The sequence below is a fragment of the Pseudomonas sp. TWR3-1-1 genome, assembly GCF_049896545.1.
In the GTDB taxonomy this organism is placed as follows: Bacteria; Pseudomonadota; Gammaproteobacteria; order Pseudomonadales; family Pseudomonadaceae; genus Aquipseudomonas; species Aquipseudomonas weihenstephanensis.
On record NZ_JAFCUO010000003.1, the window covers coordinates 297,915 to 314,556 of the forward strand.

General features: G+C 58.5%; 18 protein-coding genes and 1 tRNA gene. 11 read left to right on the forward strand and 8 right to left on the reverse strand.

Annotated features, from left to right (window positions below):
* Positions 1-50: 50 nt before the first annotated feature.
* The 3 genes from ACP7A4_RS10020 to rpoE are packed head-to-tail and all read right to left on the reverse strand — an operon-like array spanning position 51 to position 2,224.
* The gene (locus tag ACP7A4_RS10020; RefSeq protein ID WP_059764666.1) at positions 51-1,013 is read right to left on the reverse strand and encodes a MucB/RseB C-terminal domain-containing protein; all 963 of its coding nucleotides are present in this window, start codon (positions 1,011-1,013) and stop codon (positions 51-53) included.
* Positions 1,014-1,020: 7 nt separating this feature from the next.
* Positions 1,021-1,611, reverse strand: coding sequence for a sigma-E factor negative regulatory protein (locus ACP7A4_RS10025; protein ID WP_048363406.1), 591 nt, complete (start codon positions 1,609-1,611; stop codon positions 1,021-1,023).
* A gap of 31 nt (positions 1,612-1,642) precedes the next feature.
* Positions 1,643-2,224: an RNA polymerase sigma factor RpoE gene (rpoE, locus tag ACP7A4_RS10030; RefSeq protein WP_047277106.1), complete on the reverse strand. Its 582-nt coding sequence runs from the start codon at positions 2,222-2,224 to the stop codon at positions 1,643-1,645.
* 518 nt (positions 2,225-2,742) lie between these two features.
* On the opposite strand from rpoE, the gene nadB reads away from it, so the two are divergent.
* On the forward strand, positions 2,743-4,359 hold the full coding sequence (nadB, locus tag ACP7A4_RS10035) for an L-aspartate oxidase (RefSeq protein WP_059764661.1): 1,617 nt from the start codon (positions 2,743-2,745) through the stop codon (positions 4,357-4,359).
* On the opposite strand, the gene ACP7A4_RS10040 is transcribed toward nadB, so the two are convergent.
* Together ACP7A4_RS10040 and ACP7A4_RS10045 are read right to left on the reverse strand one after the other, a co-directional pair.
* Positions 4,328-4,780: a protein YgfX gene (locus tag ACP7A4_RS10040; protein WP_426246622.1), complete on the reverse strand. Its 453-nt coding sequence runs from the start codon at positions 4,778-4,780 to the stop codon at positions 4,328-4,330. The genes nadB and ACP7A4_RS10040 overlap by 32 nt on opposite strands.
* Positions 4,764-5,018: a succinate dehydrogenase assembly factor 2 gene (locus ACP7A4_RS10045; protein ID WP_048363403.1), complete on the reverse strand. Its 255-nt coding sequence runs from the start codon at positions 5,016-5,018 to the stop codon at positions 4,764-4,766. Before ACP7A4_RS10045 ends, ACP7A4_RS10040 begins: the two co-directional genes overlap by 17 nt.
* Positions 5,019-5,167: 149 nt before the next feature.
* Here ACP7A4_RS10045 and ACP7A4_RS10050 point away from each other — a divergent pair, with 149 nt between their 5' ends.
* Positions 5,168-6,109, forward strand: coding sequence for a YgfZ/GcvT domain-containing protein (locus ACP7A4_RS10050; protein WP_059764657.1), 942 nt, complete (start codon positions 5,168-5,170; stop codon positions 6,107-6,109).
* A 32-nt stretch (positions 6,110-6,141) separates the two neighbouring features.
* Positions 6,142-6,963 (forward strand): HDOD domain-containing protein, encoded by an 822-nt coding sequence (locus ACP7A4_RS10055; RefSeq protein WP_426246624.1) that lies wholly within the window; start codon positions 6,142-6,144, stop codon positions 6,961-6,963.
* On the opposite strand, the gene ACP7A4_RS10060 is transcribed toward ACP7A4_RS10055, so the two are convergent.
* Complete coding sequence (locus ACP7A4_RS10060; protein ID WP_059764653.1) at positions 6,956-8,365, reverse strand: sensor histidine kinase; 1,410 nt, start codon at positions 8,363-8,365, stop codon at positions 6,956-6,958. The genes ACP7A4_RS10055 and ACP7A4_RS10060 overlap by 8 nt on opposite strands.
* Positions 8,358-9,029: a response regulator gene (locus ACP7A4_RS10065; protein ID WP_059764650.1), complete on the reverse strand. Its 672-nt coding sequence runs from the start codon at positions 9,027-9,029 to the stop codon at positions 8,358-8,360. The genes ACP7A4_RS10060 and ACP7A4_RS10065 overlap by 8 nt, the downstream gene beginning before the upstream one ends.
* Positions 9,030-9,519: 490 nt before the next feature.
* On the opposite strand from ACP7A4_RS10065, the gene ACP7A4_RS10070 reads away from it, so the two are divergent.
* Genes ACP7A4_RS10070 through ACP7A4_RS10085 form a run of 4 tightly spaced genes read left to right on the forward strand, consistent with a single transcriptional unit; the run spans position 9,520 to position 13,551 of the window.
* Positions 9,520-10,497 (forward strand): Bug family tripartite tricarboxylate transporter substrate binding protein, encoded by a 978-nt coding sequence (locus ACP7A4_RS10070; protein WP_048363399.1) that lies wholly within the window; start codon positions 9,520-9,522, stop codon positions 10,495-10,497.
* Positions 10,498-10,552: 55 nt separating this feature from the next.
* Complete coding sequence (locus ACP7A4_RS10075; RefSeq protein ID WP_059764648.1) at positions 10,553-11,011, forward strand: tripartite tricarboxylate transporter TctB family protein; 459 nt, start codon at positions 10,553-10,555, stop codon at positions 11,009-11,011.
* Position 11,012: 1 nt separating this feature from the next.
* The gene (locus tag ACP7A4_RS10080) at positions 11,013-12,527 is read left to right on the forward strand and encodes a tripartite tricarboxylate transporter permease (RefSeq protein WP_426246628.1); all 1,515 of its coding nucleotides are present in this window, start codon (positions 11,013-11,015) and stop codon (positions 12,525-12,527) included.
* A complete protein-coding gene (locus ACP7A4_RS10085; RefSeq protein ID WP_059764644.1) occupies positions 12,520-13,551 on the forward strand; it encodes an AbrB family transcriptional regulator in 1,032 nt (343 codons plus the stop codon). The genes ACP7A4_RS10080 and ACP7A4_RS10085 overlap by 8 nt, the downstream gene beginning before the upstream one ends.
* Before the next feature lie 17 nt (positions 13,552-13,568).
* Here ACP7A4_RS10085 and ung read toward each other — a convergent pair whose 3' ends face one another.
* The gene (gene ung, locus ACP7A4_RS10090; protein WP_203303211.1) at positions 13,569-14,261 is read right to left on the reverse strand and encodes a uracil-DNA glycosylase; all 693 of its coding nucleotides are present in this window, start codon (positions 14,259-14,261) and stop codon (positions 13,569-13,571) included.
* Positions 14,262-14,410: 149 nt separating this feature from the next.
* Between ung and ACP7A4_RS10095 the strand changes: the two genes are divergently transcribed.
* The 4 genes from ACP7A4_RS10095 (at position 14,411) to ACP7A4_RS10110 (ending at position 16,490) form a co-directional block, all read left to right on the forward strand.
* Complete coding sequence (locus ACP7A4_RS10095) at positions 14,411-14,635, forward strand: cysteine-rich CWC family protein (protein WP_426246630.1); 225 nt, start codon at positions 14,411-14,413, stop codon at positions 14,633-14,635.
* Between the two features lie 33 nt (positions 14,636-14,668).
* A complete protein-coding gene (locus ACP7A4_RS10100) occupies positions 14,669-15,361 on the forward strand; it encodes a pseudouridine synthase (protein WP_426246632.1) in 693 nt (230 codons plus the stop codon).
* Between the two features lie 103 nt (positions 15,362-15,464).
* Positions 15,465-16,349 carry an alpha/beta fold hydrolase gene (locus ACP7A4_RS10105; RefSeq protein ID WP_426246634.1) on the forward strand — a complete coding sequence of 295 codons (885 nt, stop codon included), beginning with the start codon at positions 15,465-15,467 and terminating at the stop codon, positions 16,347-16,349.
* A 67-nt stretch (positions 16,350-16,416) separates the two neighbouring features.
* Positions 16,417-16,490 (forward strand) — tRNA-Gly (locus ACP7A4_RS10110).
* Positions 16,491-16,642: the final 152 nt, after the last annotated feature.

A 16,642-nucleotide genomic window follows, 5' to 3' on the forward strand; every position in this document is an offset into this window, starting at 1 on the left:
TATAAAACGTTTGGCAAATGAAAATCTTCACCAGACATGTCGGCGCACCACTAAGGCTTGACCTGCGGCTCGGCTTTACCGGTACGCATGGAAAGCGCAATGCGTTCTGCAGTGCCGATTGGAATCTCGCCCACCACGGTAGCCAGCATATCGCCGTCATTGGTCGTCAGGTGCCTTGAAACGGCAGCTGTAGGGCCCAGTTGAACTCGCGTGTCAGGTGCAGAGGCGCCATTGAGCGGCTCCAGGAAGACTGAAAAGCGGGCTAGACCGTCGTCATACAACAGGCTGGTGACTTCGGACTTGGTCTTCGGGTCTCGATTGACCGTGCTGTTGACCAGTTCAAACCCCGGAGGCAGCCAGTCTGAATGCCAGGCGTGAGTCACTGCGCCGGTTTGTTCGACAGGCGGCTGGAGCGAAACCGACTGACACTGTCCACTGGGTTTGAGCAGTGCACTGTCAGGCGTTTGAGTGTCCAGCTCAGTGAACTGAAAACGCTCCAGCAGTTGCGCCTTATCATTGAGCAGCAATGATTTAAGCGGCAAACCGGTGTCGCGATCCAGATACAACTCAACGCCGTAACGGTGCTGATCACGCGGCGTCAGGGAAATAATCACCGCCCGGCGACCCGCTACGCGTGAATCTCCGGTTTTGGTCACTGCGTACCAGTTGCTGAGTTTTTCGGTCTCCAGCGTTCTGACCGACGCTGCCGATGTACCGCGTAGCCCCGAAACCAGCTGGCCAGTGACACAGAGGGTGCGCCCATCGGCGCGGACAACCTCTTGAGCAGGGCCATCGAGTTGCAGCAGTCGTTCACGAACGTTCCCATCCTGCACGAGGTGCCAGATGCTGTGGGTAGAAAAACTACCGTTGCGTTCATAAACGAAGGTGCCTTGATAGCTTTGCTGCTGCTCCGCTTGCCCGAGGCGTTTGAGCCAATCCTGAGCTTCATCGGCATGGGCTGGCACTGCAAACCAGCCACTGAGCAAAAGCGGTAACAGAGGTAGGACGCGCATGATGGCCTTAACGGTTTTCCAGACTGGCGGCTCGAGCGTAAGGAAGAACACCCTCAGTGCTTTTCATCGCAGCTTGCTGGGCATGCTGACGCAGGTAACCCGGCAAACGTTGATCCTGCCAACCTGACTGACCTTGCAGAACACCGTTGGCCATAGGGCCCGGAGCCTGGTCAGCACTCTCTTTGTAGTTGGCCAGTACGGCAGGGCCTTTAACCATCGGCGCGGTCATGCTCGGCTGAGTACCTTGCTGAGCAAGCTGTGCACCGACGATGTCATCCTGGTTGTAGAGCCTTACACCGGCCAACACAGCGACAGTTACCGACGCTGCAACTGCCAGACGCCCAATGCTTTTCCAGGGGCTGGAGGCCACTTTGACCGGGGTTTGTTCCTCGGCCAATGCAGCCGATACAGCAGATGCGATGTCCAGGCGTGGAATCATCAAATCCTTGTGCATCGCAGCACGTGCCACTTGGTAACGAGACCAGGTGTCACGGGTGTGCGAATCGTCAAAGGCATTCAATACCCGACGTAGTTCCAGTTCGTCCGCTTCGTTATCCATCACCGCGGACAGCGATTCCTGCAGGGCTTCACGACTCATGGCGGTTCCTCTCTTGGCTGTCGCCGCTGTCTCAGGTTTCCTGCAACAAAGGTTGCAGGGCTTTATCAATGGCTTCCCGGGCGCGGAAAATCCGGGAGCGCACGGTACCCACCGGGCATTGCATGACGCTCGCAATGTCCTCGTAACTCAGACCATCAAACTCACGTAAAGTTAACGCCGTTCGTAGATCTTCTGGTAACAGCTGAATCGTGCGATGAACGGTACCTTCGATCTCATCGCGGAGCAAAGCACGCTCCGGCGATTCCAGATCTTTCAGACCGTGGTCACCATCGTAAAACTCAGCATCTTCAGAACTCACATCACTGTCTGGCGGACGTCGCCCCCGTGACACCAGGTAATTTTTAGCCGTGTTAATGGCGATGCGGTACAGCCATGTATAAAAGGCGCTGTCTCCGCGAAAATTACCGAGTGCCCGGTAAGCCTTGATGAAGGCTTCTTGTGCAACGTCTTGGGCTTCATGGGTGTCGTGCACAAACCGCACGATCAACCCGAGAATTTTGTGCTGGTATTTCAGCACTAGCAGATCGAATGCACGCTTGTCGCCACGCTGTACGCGCTCGACCAGCTGCTGATCCTCTTCCTGGGTTAGCATGAATACTCCTCATAAGACCGAGAGGGAGATTGCTGTGCTAATTGATCAGGCTTGCAAACATAGACTCGGGCTTTACGCAAAAGTTCTCTCCCCCCTGGTAAGTTTCCTGCGCACTCGGATTTGGCGCGCACGAAAACGCAGCTCGGCCTTGCCGGCTGCGTCAATAATCTTGTCGTCGAATTTACCTGCTGCAGGCCATATCTCAAGCCCGCCGGCGTTAAAGCCAACGCTGTCCCCCTTCATGATGGGCAACCCTCTATGGAACATTGGCCTATACGAAAAGTTCAATTAATCCGAGCGAGTTGCCATTCATTGCGCCACAGCCCCACGCGCGAGCCTCTGCACACGCTTGAACCCGGCCTGTACCGGCAAATTATTCTGCATACCGGCATACAGACCGCCTGCGAGTGAGGCACACTTCGTGCCCGCTGTAGTTTCACAATGCCATAAAGGCCCGGCTATTGTGCCGATCCCCCCCTCTATATACTAGTGGGCGCTTTTTTGCGGATGTCAGAAGAATGAGCCAACATTTTCAACATGATGTGCTGGTGATTGGCAGCGGTGCTGCCGGTTTGAGCCTGGCACTTACCTTGCCCGGCCACATGCGCATTGCAGTTCTGAGCAAGGGCGATCTGGCCAACGGCTCGACGTTCTGGGCACAAGGCGGTGTTGCCGCCGTGCTCGATGACACCGACACGGTGCAGTCCCACGTTGAAGACACCCTCAACGCCGGCGGTGGCCTGTGCCATGAAGATGCCGTGCGTTTCACTGTCGAGCACAGTCGCGAGGCCATTCAGTGGCTGATCGATCAAGGCGTACCCTTCACCCGCGATGAAGCCGTCGACCCGCAGCACCCGGGCTTTGAGTTCCACCTCACCCGCGAAGGCGGGCACAGCCACCGGCGCATCATCCACGCGGCCGACGCAACGGGGGCCGCGATTTTCAAAACCCTGCTCGAACAGGCTCGCCAACGCCCCAACATTGAATTGCTTGAACAACGGGTGGCCGTTGATCTGATTACCGAGCGCAGGCTGGGGCTGGACGGTGATCGCTGCCTGGGGGCCTATGTGCTCAATCGCGCCACAGGTGAAGTAGACACTTTCGGCTCGCGCTTTACGATTCTGGCCACCGGCGGCGCCGCCAAGGTCTACCTCTATACCAGCAATCCGGACGGCGCCTGCGGTGACGGCATTGCGATGGCGTGGCGCTCGGGCTGTCGCGTTGCGAACCTGGAATTCAACCAGTTCCACCCCACCTGCCTGTATCACCCGCAAGCCAAAAGCTTTTTGATCACCGAAGCCCTGCGTGGCGAAGGGGCACATTTAAAGCTGCCAAACGGCGAGCGCTTCATGCAGCGCTTTGACCCGCGCGGCGAATTGGCCCCGCGCGATATTGTCGCCCGGGCCATCGACCACGAAATGAAGCGTCTGGGCATTGATTGCGTGTACCTGGACATCAGCCATAAATCCGAAACGTTCATCAAGACCCATTTCCCGACGGTGTATGAGCGCTGCCTTGAGTTTTCCATCGACATCACCCGCCAGCCCATCCCCGTGGTGCCAGCCGCGCATTACACCTGCGGCGGGGTCATGGTCGACGCGCATGGGCGCACCGATGTACCCGGCCTATATGCCATCGGCGAGACCAGTTTCACCGGCCTGCACGGTGCCAATCGCATGGCCAGCAACTCCTTGCTGGAGTGTTTCGTGTATGGCCGCGCAGCTGCCACTGACATTTTGGCTCAATTGCAGCACATCGCCATTCCAGTGGCCTTACCCAGTTGGGATGCGAGCCAGGTGACCGATTCGGACGAAGACGTGATCATCGCCCACAACTGGGATGAGCTGCGGCGCTTCATGTGGGACTACGTGGGTATCGTGCGCACCAACAAGCGCCTGCAACGGGCACAGCACCGGGTTCGGCTATTGCTGGATGAAATTGACGAGTTCTACAGCAACTATAAAGTCAGCCGTGACTTGATCGAGTTGCGCAACCTGGCGCAAGTGGCCGAACTGATGATCCGCAGCGCGATGGCCAGAAAGGAGTCGCGCGGCCTGCATTACACACTCGACTACCCGCACATGCTGCCCGAGGCACTGGACACTATTCTGGTGCCAGCCACCTACGCCGACTGAACTTGAGCCGCACGCGCAGGCGCCGGTGCTGATCGGGCGCCAGCGCGTCGCAGGGTATGCAGGCAGCACGCACCCAACGCTCGCCTCGCAGACTAAAACGCACAATCACCAACGCAGGCCACGCGATACTGTCGCGACGCAGTTGAACAGCCTGCCAACCGTTGGCACGACTCCACAACTGCCAACCCTCAGCATTACGCCGCAAGCCGCTAATCGCCGTGGGATGGGTCAGGCGGATATGCCGTGGCCACACCCAAAACCCGTGGCTCAGACACACAAAAGCCCCCAGCACTTGAGCCCAGGCAGGGATTGAAAGAAGGCAGATTGCGATCAGCGCCAGTGTCTGGGCTGCAAGATACGCCGCCAGCAAGTGCCCGGAAGCACGCCAGCGGCATTCGAAAAAATTACTTGGGCTGGACACGATCCAGGATCATGCGAACCATGCGCTGCAACTCCGGGTCTTCGGACTCGCTGCGCTCCATAAACCAGCCGAACATGTCCTGGTCTTCGCACTCAAGCAGCTTGCGATAGCACTCGCGGTCTACGTCGTTCAGCGTGGCGTATACCTCTTTGACGAAAGGCACCAACAGCACGTCCAGTTCAAGCATGCCGCGGCGGCTGTGCCAGTAGAGACGATTGAGTTCAACATCTTCGACCATGGAGCGCTCCTCAAATAGTGCGCAAGTATACAGGCCGTTCTGCCAGAGACCAGTCGGCTTTGGTCGGCCTCCACCGGTCCTACGCGAACTATCCATTTGCAGAACGCACCTCTATGATGTGTCCCAGACTTTTTGACCTGCGATGAACCATGGCCGACTCTGCTTTTTTCTGCACCCTGACGCACGAAGGCGTGCTTGCTGTTCGCGGCAATGACGCGAGCAAGTTTTTACAGGGGCAGTTGACCTGCAACCTCAATTACTTGAGCGACACGCGCGCAAGCCTCGGCGCCCGCTGCACGCAAAAAGGCCGGATGCAATCAAGTTTCCGCATCGTCCTTCAGCCCGACGGCTGCTTGCTGGCGATGGCCCGCGAACTGGTAGAGCCACAATTGGCCGACCTGAAAAAGTACGCCGTGTTTTCAAAGTCCACGCTTACCGATGACAGCGCTAACTGGGTGCGTTTTGGCCTGGTACAGGCCGACCACGTACTTGAGAGCCTGGGCCTGCACCTGCCTGCCGACACCGACAGCGTAGCGCGCGCCAACGACTTGATCGCGGTTCGCGCCTCTGAAGGCCGTGCCGAACTGTGGGCGCCTGCCGATCAGGCGCACACCCTGACTCGCCAACTGGAGGCTCAATTGCCTCAAGCCGAGCTTAATGATTGGCTACTGGGCCAGATCCGCGCCGGTATCGGCCAAGTCATGGCGCAAACCCGCGAGCTGTTTATCCCGCAAATGATCAACCTGCAGGCAGTGGGCGGTGTGAGCTTCAAAAAAGGTTGCTACACGGGTCAGGAGATCGTTGCGCGCATGCAGTATCTGGGCAAGCTCAAACGCCACCTCTACCGCCTGTCGCTTACAGGCAATGAGGTGCCATTACCGGGAACTCCGCTGTTTGCCCCCACTCATAGCAGCGCCATTGGCGAAGTGGTGATCGGCGCCCGTAGCGAACACGGTGTTGAATTACTGGCCGTTCTGCAAGCCGAAGCGGCGCAGTCAGGCGATGTGCATGTCGGTGATTTACAAGGGCCTGCACTGTCGCTGATGGACCTGCCCTATCAACTGGACCGTGATCGCGAGATCCAGCGCTAATTGCCGTACCTTGAAACCCCCAGAGAACAGAAATGAGCACGTTGGCGCATAAAGTCCAAAAGGATTTGATTCAGGCTATTGATAAAGATGACCTGGTTCTGCCCACGCTACCCGAAGTAGCCTTGAACATCCGCAAGGCCGCTGAAAACCCTGATATCAGTGTCAGTCATTTAAGCAAAGTCATTGGCCGTGACACCGCGCTGTCTGCCCGCCTGATTAAAGTGGTCAACAGTCCGCTGTTGCGCGCCACTCAGGAAGTCACCGACCTGCACACAGCCATTACGCGCCTGGGGGTCAATTACAGCAGCAACCTGGCCATCGGGCTGGTCATGGAGCAAATCTTCCATGCACGCTCTGACGTGGTCGAACAGAAAATGCGCGAGGTGTGGCGTCAAAGCCTGGAAATCGCCGGCATCTGTTATGCCTTGTGCAGACGCTACACCCAACTGAAACCGGATCAGGCTGCACTGGGCGGTCTGGTTCATCAAATTGGGGTGCTGCCGATTCTGACCTACGCCGAAGAGCACAACGAACTGCTCTCGGACCCGGTGTCGCTCAATCACGTCATCGAAAACATCCACCCCTTGATCGGCGACAAACTGCTCAGCGTGTGGGAATTCCCTGAAATGCTGGTCAAGCTACCCGGCCAGTACCTGGACTTCATGCGCAATTCAGACAGCCTCGATTACATTGATCTGGTGCAAATCGCTACGGTGTTCACCCATCAAAATGGCCATTGCGCCATTGCCCAGGTTGAACTGAACGCATTGCCCGCCTTCAAGAAACTGGGCCTGGATGCCATGAGCACCAAGCTGCACGATGAATTGAACACCGCCCGCAGCATGTTTATCTGACGTCACCGCGCGCCACCGTCGCAGGCACAAAACTGACCCGCACTTTCAGCCCACCCTGCGCGCCATCGTGCAGGGTGATCTGCGCCACATGTGCGCGACAGATCTCCCCCACAATCGCCAACCCCAGCCCCGAGCCTGCAACCATCGGGTTGCGGCGATAAAACCGCTCAAATACGCGCTCGCGGTCTTCATAGGGAATGCCCGGCCCATCGTCTTCAACTTCCAGCACCGCCGGCTCAATGACGCGCAATATCACATTGCCGCCGACCGGGGTGTGGGCCAATGCGTTGTCCATCAGGTTGCTGAGTAACTCATTGAGCAATGTCGGCTCACCGTGCATCCACACCGGGTGTTCGGCCTCAAGTGCCAACGCCACGCCACGCGCATGGGCCAACGGCGCCATCGCCATGCCCAGTTCGCGTGCCAGTTGACTGAGGTCCAGTAATTGCGCACCCCCTTCTGCAATCGCCCGCGCCCCGTTCTCAATACGCGCCAGCGACAGTAATTGATTGGCCAAATGCGTGAGCCGATCGGTGCCTTGCACCGCCTGCGCCAAGGTGCTGCGCCACGTATCCGGCTCATGGGCACGCAAGCCCAACTCCAACTGAGCCTTGAGCACGGCCAACGGTGTCCGTAACTCATGGGATGCATCGGCGATGAATTGCGCCTGACGCTCAAACTGACCGCGCAGACGCTCAGTGAAATGATTGAGGGCTTGTACCAGCGGCCACAACTCGCGCTGCACCGGGACCCGTGGCAAGGGCCGCAAATCATCCGGCTCGCGCTCCTCCACAGCGGTGCGCAAACGCTCCAGTGGCCGCAGCGCCGCACTGACCGCAAACCACACCACCAGCAAAGCGCCCAGCCCCAGCATGCCCAGGCGCAACAAGGTGTCGGCCATCAGGCTGCGCGCCATCGATACGCGCGCCTCGTCGGTTTCAGCCACCCGAATCTCGGCCATGCCGTTCATGTTGGGCTCGCTCACCGCCTTGAGCAAGCTGACCACGCGCACGTTCTGCCCCAAATATTGAGCGTCATAAAAACGCGCCAGCGCCGGGTAATCATCTGTGCGTAAAGTACCCGGCGGGGGGCCGGGCAAATGCTCGTAGCCGGAGATCAGGCGCTGATGAATATCGTTGACCTGGTAATAGATACGTCCCGCACTGTCGTAGGCAAACGTATCGAGTGCAACGTAAGGCACGTCCGCACTCAGGCTGCCATCGCGCTGCGACAGCCCCGCCGCAATGGTGCGCGCAGACGCCAGCAGCGTTCGATCATAGGCGGTGTCAGCGGCTTCGCGGCCATTGAAGTAGGCACTCAAACTGCTCGCCAGCATCAACACCACCAACAGCAACGTCAGGTGCCACAGCAGTCGCCAGCGCAAGCTGTCGAGTTTACGCATCACGGCTTTCCAGCAAGTAACCCAGGCCACGGAAGGTCACAATCGCGACTTTCTGGGCATCCAGTTTTTTACGCAGCCGATGCACATAGATTTCAATCGCGTCGGGGCTGGCCTCTTCATCCAGGCCAAACACCTGGGCGGCCAATTGCTCCTTGCTCATGACCCGCCCGGGACGCGCAATCAGCGCCTCCAGCACTGCCTGCTCGCGCGACGTCAGGGTCACAAGCTCATCGCCCAGCGTGAAGCGCCGCGTCTCAAGGTCGTAGACCAGCGCGCCACACCGCTGCTGACGCTCGCCGCCCAATACGCTGCGGCGCAGCAACGCCTTGACCCGCGCCTCAAGCTCAGTCAGCTCAAAGGGTTTGGCCAGATAATCATCCGCCCCTAAATTAAGCCCGTGCACGCGGTCCTTGACGTCGCTGCGCGCGGTCAGCATCAACACGGGAAGGGTTTTACCGCGCGCGCGCAAACGGGCAAGCACCTCGAAACCATCCATGCGTGGCAACCCTACATCCAGAATCACCACGGCATATTCTTCGCTGGCCAGCGCCAAATCGGCCGCCACACCATCGTGCAAAACATCCACCGTCAAACCGGTACTTTTCAACGCTTGAGCAACACTGTCGGCCAGCTGTGGCTGGTCTTCGACCAAAAGCACGCGCATGGGATCATCCTCATTATTTTTATTGGGACCTGCCCACGTGCCGCCTCTTTTAAGTACGGCTGAACAGCATCAGGCCCTGCGTTTCTTTGCGCGGAGTGTACAGACGCCTGCAAGGCTGTGAAGTCAGAAAAAGGATGAAACGGGATGAAAGGCGGTTGAAAGGTTGGCGAAAGGTTCGCCCACTAGGATCTTGAAATGGGCAGTTACAACTACCTGCGCCCTGAATGCCGTAGCGACCCGAAAAACGCCTCGAAGCGTTTTCGCCAATAAGAACAATAATGGAGCACCTCTTCATGCCGGCTTTACAGCCTCGGGCCACCTGGCCTGTCCGTTTACTTCGTATTTGCCAATTCACCTCGATCGGCGCAGTCATGGGCCTGATCCACAGGCTCTGTCGCCCCGCGTTTAGCGTGCGCGTCGGTCAAATCCGGCTGCTCGTGCGATAGGGCACCGCCCTTCTTCTAAAAACAACAACTCCCCTGGAGACAACATGAATCCATCACTGCGCGCCGTTGCTCTTGCTGCCAGCTGCCTGTTGTTCGCTGGCCCCTCCATCGCCGAACCCAAACGCCCGGAGTGCATTGCCCCAGCCTCCCCCGGTGGCGGTTTTGACTTGACCTGCAAGCTGGCGCAAAGCGCGCTGGTGAACGAAAAACTGCTCAGCAAACCCATGCGCGTCACCTACATGCCGGGCGGCGTGGGCGCGGTGGCTTACAACGCCGTGGTTGCCCAACGACCCGGCGATGCAGGCACGCTGGTAGCGTGGTCCAGTGGCTCGTTGCTCAATTTGGCCCAAGGCAAATTTGGGCGCTTTGATGAGGGCGCCGTGCGCTGGCTTGCAGCCGTCGGCACCAGCTACGGCGCGATTGCCGTGAAAAGCGACTCGCCGTACAAGAACCTCGACGATCTGGTTAAGGCCCTCAAAGCAGACCCGAGCAAAGTGGTCATCGGCTCCGGCGGTACCGTCGGCAGCCAGGACTGGATGCAAACTGCGCTTATCGCCAAAGCCGCCGGGATCAACCCGCGCGACTTGCGCTACGTCGCGCTCGAAGGCGGTGGTGAAATCGCCACGGCGTTGTTGGGCGGGCACATTCAAGTGGGTAGTACGGATATTTCCGACTCCATGCCGCACATCCAAAGCGGTGATATGCGCATCCTCGCCGTGTTCTCCAAAGAGCGCCTGGACGAACCGGAGATGAAAAACATCCCGACCGCCAAAGAGCAGGGCTACGACATCGTGTGGCCTGTGGTGCGCGGTTTCTATCTGGGGCCAAAAGTCAGCGACGAAGACTACGCGTGGTGGAAAAACGCCTTCGACACACTGTTGGCCTCTGAAGAGTTCGCCACCTTGCGCGATCAGCGCGAACTCTTTCCGTTCGCCATGACCGGCCCCGAGCTGGATACCTACGTCAAACAGCAGGTGAGCGACTACAAAGTGCTGGCCAAAGAGTTCGGCCTGATCCAGTAACCGCCACTGCCAAAGAGCTGCGCTGCACACCCGCAGCGCGGCGCAGGAGTGAACCATGCTCTTACAACGCATTTTTGCCTCAGTGCTGCTATTGGCCTGCGTCGGCCTGGCGCTGATGGCCTGGCCGTATCAGGCGGCTTTTTCGTACGAACCCGTCGGCCCGCGCGCCTTTCCGCTGCTGATGCTGGGCCTGATGGGGCTGGGCCTGATCTACATGATCGTTCGCCCAACCCCGGTGGTGCACAGCGAAGACGACCCGCAACTGGACCGCGACACCCTGATCAAGATCGGCGTGTGCGTCGTGCTGTTGCTGATCTTTGCCGGCACCTTTGAGCCGCTGGGTTTCATCCTCAGCAGCATCCTGATTGGCATCCCGATGGCACGCCTGTACGGCGGGCGCTGGCTGCCCAGCGTGGTGATCATCAGCTTGATGAGCGTGGGGCTTTATCTGTTGTTCGATAAAGCGATGGATGTTCCGCTGCCCCTCGGCCTGCTCGACGTTCTGGAGAACTGATATGGATACTTTTGGCTATCTGGGCCAGGGCTTCGGCGTCGCGCTCAGCCCGTACAACCTGATCACGGCACTGTGCGGCACGTTGATCGGCACCGTGGTGGGGTTGCTGCCGGGGTTGGGCCCGATCAACGGGGTCGCGTTGCTGATTCCGATTGCCTTTGCGCTGGGGCTGCCGCCCGAATCCGCGCTGATTTTGCTGGCCGCGGTGTACCTGGGTTGTGAGTACGGCGGGCGGATCAGCTCGATCCTGCTGAACATTCCCGGCGAAGCGTCTACCGTAATGACCACTCTGGACGGTTATCCGATGGCCCGCAAAGGGTTGGCAGGTGTGGCGCTGTCGCTGTCGGCCTGGAGTTCGTTTATCGGCGCTTTTATCGCCACCTGCGGCATGGTGCTGTTTGCGCCGCTGCTGGCCAAATGGGCGATCGCCTTCGGACCCGCCGAGTATTTCGTGCTGATGGTGTTTGCGATCGTGTGCCTGGGCGGTATGGCAGGTGATCGACCGCTCAAAACCTTTATCGCCGCACTGATCGGCTTGTTTTTGTCGTGCGTGGGGATCGACGCCAACAGCGGTGTGTACCGCTTTACCGGCGATAACATCCACCTGACTGACGGCATTCAGTTCGTCGTGCTGGTGTTGGGGTTGTTCTCCATCAGCGAGATTCTCTTGCTGCTGGAAAAAACCCATCGCGGCCAGGAGGCGGTCAAGGCCACGGGCCGCATGATGTTCAACGTCAAAGAAGCGGCAGCGGTATTTGCCGTGAATATTCGCTGCGGCCTGCTCGGTTTCATCATGGGCGTGCTGCCCGGTGCGGGCGCGACATTGGCCAGCGCCGTGGCCTACATGACCGAAAAGCGTCTGGCGGGCACCACGGGTAAATTCGGTGAAGGCGACATGCGCGGACTGGCGGCCCCTGAAACCGCGATTGGTGCGTCGGCCTGTGGCGCTATGGTGCCAATGCTGACGCTGGGTGTACCGGGTTCGGGCACCACCGCCGTGATGATCGGTGCGTTGTCGCTGTACAACATCACGCCCGGCCCCCTGTTGTTTCAACAACAGCCCGACATCGTCTGGGGCCTGATTGCGTCGTTGTTCATCGCCAACATCATGCTGGTGATCCTCAACATTCCGATGATCCGCATATTCACCCGCATTCTTGCCGTGCCGAACTGGGCGCTGGTGCCGGTGATCGCGATCATTACCGCCATTGGTGTGTATGCGGTGCATGCCACCACCTTCGACCTGTTCCTGATGATCGGCATTGGCATCTTCGGTTACATCCTGCGCAAGCTCGACTTCCCGCTGTCGCCGGTGCTGCTGGGCTTCATTCTGGGTGGCCTGATGGAGCAGAACCTGCGCCGTGCGCTGTCGATTTCCAACGGTGCGCTGGACATTCTGTGGTCCAGCCCTATCACGTTGGGGGTGTGGGTGCTGACCAGCCTCATGTTGCTGCTGCCGATTGTGCGCATCTGGCGCAAACGCAGTGCTCAACGTCGTGCACTGGCCAATGCCTGAGGCCAGGTTCAAGCAGTGGTGGGCAACACCGCTGGTCGGTCTGGCTGGCGGTTACCTCGCCAGCCTGATCGGCTGGCCCCTGCCGTGGATGGTGGGGTCGTTGTTGGCAATCATCCTGGTGCGCTGCCTTAGCCCGTGGCAACTGGCCGAGATCCCGGGCGGCCGAAAGTGCGGGCAATGGATTGTCGGCATTGGTATCGGTCTGCATTTCACACCCGTGGTGATGGAACAGGTGCTCGCGCACTTCTGGCTGATTTTTTTTGGGGCGTTACTGACCAGCGTGTCGAGCATCATCAGCGTGTGGATCATGCGGCGCAGCGGCGAAGACCGAGCCACCGCGTTTTTCTCCAGCATGCCAGGCGGTTCTGGCGAAATGGTCAACCTTGGCGCACGCAACGGTGCGGTGCTGAGCCGAGTGGCTGCGGGCCAGAGTCTGCGGGTGCTGGCCGTGGTGCTGTGTGTGCCCGCCGCGTTCAAATACATGTTGGGTGGCGGCACACCGGCCTTGCACCCCGCCCCGGTTGATGTTTTTTGGCTGGCCGTGCTGTTTCCGGCGGGCGCCTTGCTGGCCTGGCTGTGGCAACGCTTGCGTCAGCCCAACCCGTGGTTGTTCGGACCACTGCTGATCAGCGCCAGCGTCAGTATCCTGTTCGACTTGCACACCGGCTTGCCCGAAGGCAGTAGTCAGGCAGGCCAATGGCTGATCGGCAGTGGTCTGGGTTGTCACTTCAATCGCGCGTTCTTTCGGCGCGCACCGTCGTTCATCGGGCGCACGCTGCTCGGTACAGCGCTGACAATGCTGATCGCCAGTGCCTGCGCCGTGGGTTTAAGTGCCCTCACCCAGCTGGACCTGCGCTCCATGACACTGGGCATGATGCCGGGCGGGATCGCGGAAATGAGCCTCACCGCCGAAGTGTTGCAGCTGTCCGTGCCGTTGGTCACGGCGCTGCAAGTCATGCGTTTGCTGTTTGTATTGTTTCTCGCCGAACCCCTCTACCAATACTGGGTGCGACTTAAAGCCTGAAGGCGTGCTGCCCTGCCTCAAGCGTCAGGTAACTTCCAATCAATAGGCGTCAGGCCGTTTTGCTCAAGAAACTTGTTGGTGCGGCTGAAGTGCCCGTTGCCGATAAATCCGCGATAGGCGGAAAGCGGCGACGGGTGCACCGACGTCAGCACCAGATGTTTGGTGGCATCGATCAGTTTCTGTTTGCTCTGGGCATGGGCGCCCCACAACAAAAACACCAGTTTGGGCTGTTGCTCACTTACCACCTGAATAATCCGGTCGGTGAAGTGTTCCCAGCCTTTTTTGGCATGGGAGGCGGCATTGGCGCGCTCCACCGTCATGGTCGTGTTAAGCAGCAAAACCCCCTGCTGCGCCCATGACTGCAAACAGCCGTGCGGGGCGATGTCGATATTCAAGTCGCGCTTGAGTTCTTTATAAATGTTGACCAGCGACGGTGGTGCGGGCACGCCGGGTTGCACCGAAAAACACAGCCCGTGCGCCTGACCGGGACCGTGATAGGGGTCCTGTCCCAAAATGACCACCTTGACCTGATCAAGCGGGGTCGAGTTCAGCGCGTTGAAAATCAGTGGGCCAGGCGGGTAGATCTCTTTGCCCGCCGCGTGCTCCTGGCGCAGGAACTCACGCAGATCGCCCATGTAGGGTTTTTCGAACTCCTCACGTAATGCCTGCTTCCAGAGGGGTTCGATTTTTATACGGTCGTCCAGCGTCATGGCTATTACTCGAAAAACTAGGGTGCGGACACTAAAAAAGCGCGTCTGGCTTGTCAATGCAATCAGGGACGTGTGGTCGCCGCACATCATGGTTACGGCTTAAATGTTGTATAAAGATCGGCCTGAACCCTACGCGTTATGGCCCTCCCATGTCGACACCCAGCCTGTGCCCTGCCTGCGGCGCCAGCAACCAATGCGCGATGGTCGGCAATGATGAGCCATCCGCCAGCCCGTGCTGGTGCTTTAAGGTCACGATTGACCCCAATGTCATTGAGGCGCTAGCTCCCGAACTGCGCAATGCGACGTGCCTTTGCCCGCGCTGCGCCGGGGTGCTCAAGCAACTTGCTGCATCGAATGCAGGCGTCAGCCGTTAAGATGCGCTCCTGACTTTCATGTGATCGAAGGCTATGCGTTTAGACCGTTTCCTGAGCAATCTGCCGCAATTGAACCGCCAGCAAGTTCGCCTGTTGCTGATCGAAAAGCGCATTCAGGTGGATGGGCAGATCATCAGCGACCCGCATTATGAAGTGCGTGCGTTCAATCGCATCGAACTCGACGGGCAGACCCTGCAAGCCGGTAAAGCGGCGCGGTACTTCATGCTGCACAAACCACCCGGCTGCGTCAGCGCCACCCACGACCCGGAACACCCAACGGTGCTCGATCTATTGAACGAGCCGGACAAGGAAGACCTGCACCTTGCCGGGCGACTGGATTTCAACACCAGCGGGTTGATGCTCATTACCAACGATGGCCACTGGTCACGCCACGTGACCCAGCCAGAAACCAAGCTGCCCAAGGTGTATTACGTCGAAACGGAACAAACGATCAGCAGCGCGTATGCAGCCACGTTCAAACAAGGCATTTACTTCGCCTACGAAGACCTCACTACCCTGCCCGCTGAGCTGCATGTGCTCAGTGCGCACAGCGCCCGGTTGAGCATCGTTGAAGGCCGCTACCACCAGGTCAAACGCATGTTTGGTTACTTCAATAACAAAGTGCTGCGCCTGCACCGCGAAAGCATTGGAGCATTGATACTCGATGAAGGGCTGGCACCCGGTGAGTATCGAGCGCTCAGCCCGCAAGAAATCGCCTTGTTTTAAACGTTGGGCCGTCTATCGCACCGTTGGCACCGCCACCATCGACTGTCACATTCGAGGTTCATCGTCAGGCTAACCGACACTCGGCTCGCTGGAGTATGCCGCCATGACGCCTGAAATCGCTGTGCTCGACATTCAAGGTCAGTATCGAATTCACACTGAGTTGTATCGCAGTGAAACGGCTCAAAGCACGATCATCCTGGTCAACGGGTCGATGGCCACCACCGCGTCATTTGCCAAAACCTTAAAAAACCTGCACCCCGCGCTGAATGTCGTCCTGTACGACCAGCCGTATGCGGGCCAGTCAAAACAGCACAACCGCCATCAAACGCTGCTGACCAATGAGCTTGAAGCGCAGGTGCTGCTCGAATTGATCGAGCACTTTGATGCCCGATTTTTGCTGTCGTTTTCATGGGGCGGGCTGGTCGCACTTACGGCGCTGGCCAACACGCCCCGACGCATCGAAAAAGCCGTCATCAGCTCGTTCTCACCCCGCGTGAACCACGCGATGTACGACTATCTGGAACGCGGTCGCCAGGGCCTGGCTGCGGGCAACCGAACGCTGCTCGGCAACCTGGTGAATGACACACTGGGCAAACACTTGCCGCACCTGTTCAAACGCTTCAACTTTCGCCATATCAGCAACCTTGCCGATCACGAATACGCACAAATGCACTTTCACATCGAACAACTGCTGAGCGCCGGCGGCCTGAACACCCTGGGTGACGCCTATGGCATTGCAATCCCTGTGCTGTTCATCAATGGCGCCTGGGACGAATACACCGCCGCCAGTGATGCGCGCCACTTTGCACACGCTATTGCGAACAGCCAGTTCATTGCCGTACAAAACACCGGGCATTTTCTGGACATGGAGCACGCCAGCGCCAGCCAACACTGTAAAAACGCCCTGCTCAACTTTTTGCAACCGATGGCTGTATCTGCATTCATACAGAGCAAACCTTCACACACGCCCTGTTGCATGAGCGCGTAAGTCACCGATTTCTGGAATTAAAACTTCTCAAACAGGCCGGGTTCTGGTACAAAGTCAGCCGCTCTGAGCGGGTGTCGTATAATGGCATTACTCCAGCTTCCCAAGCTGATAACGAGGGTTCGATTCCCTTCACCCGCTCCACTTTTCTCCAAACTCATTGATTTCACTTAAATCAACTGAGCAAGTCTCCAGAGAGTCACGTAGTCCTCCTACACAGGACTCCCACAACGTGACGCCACGCAACAACCTCCACTGCCGTTCGAGCGCAATCCACGCCCTTCGCATCACTGTCC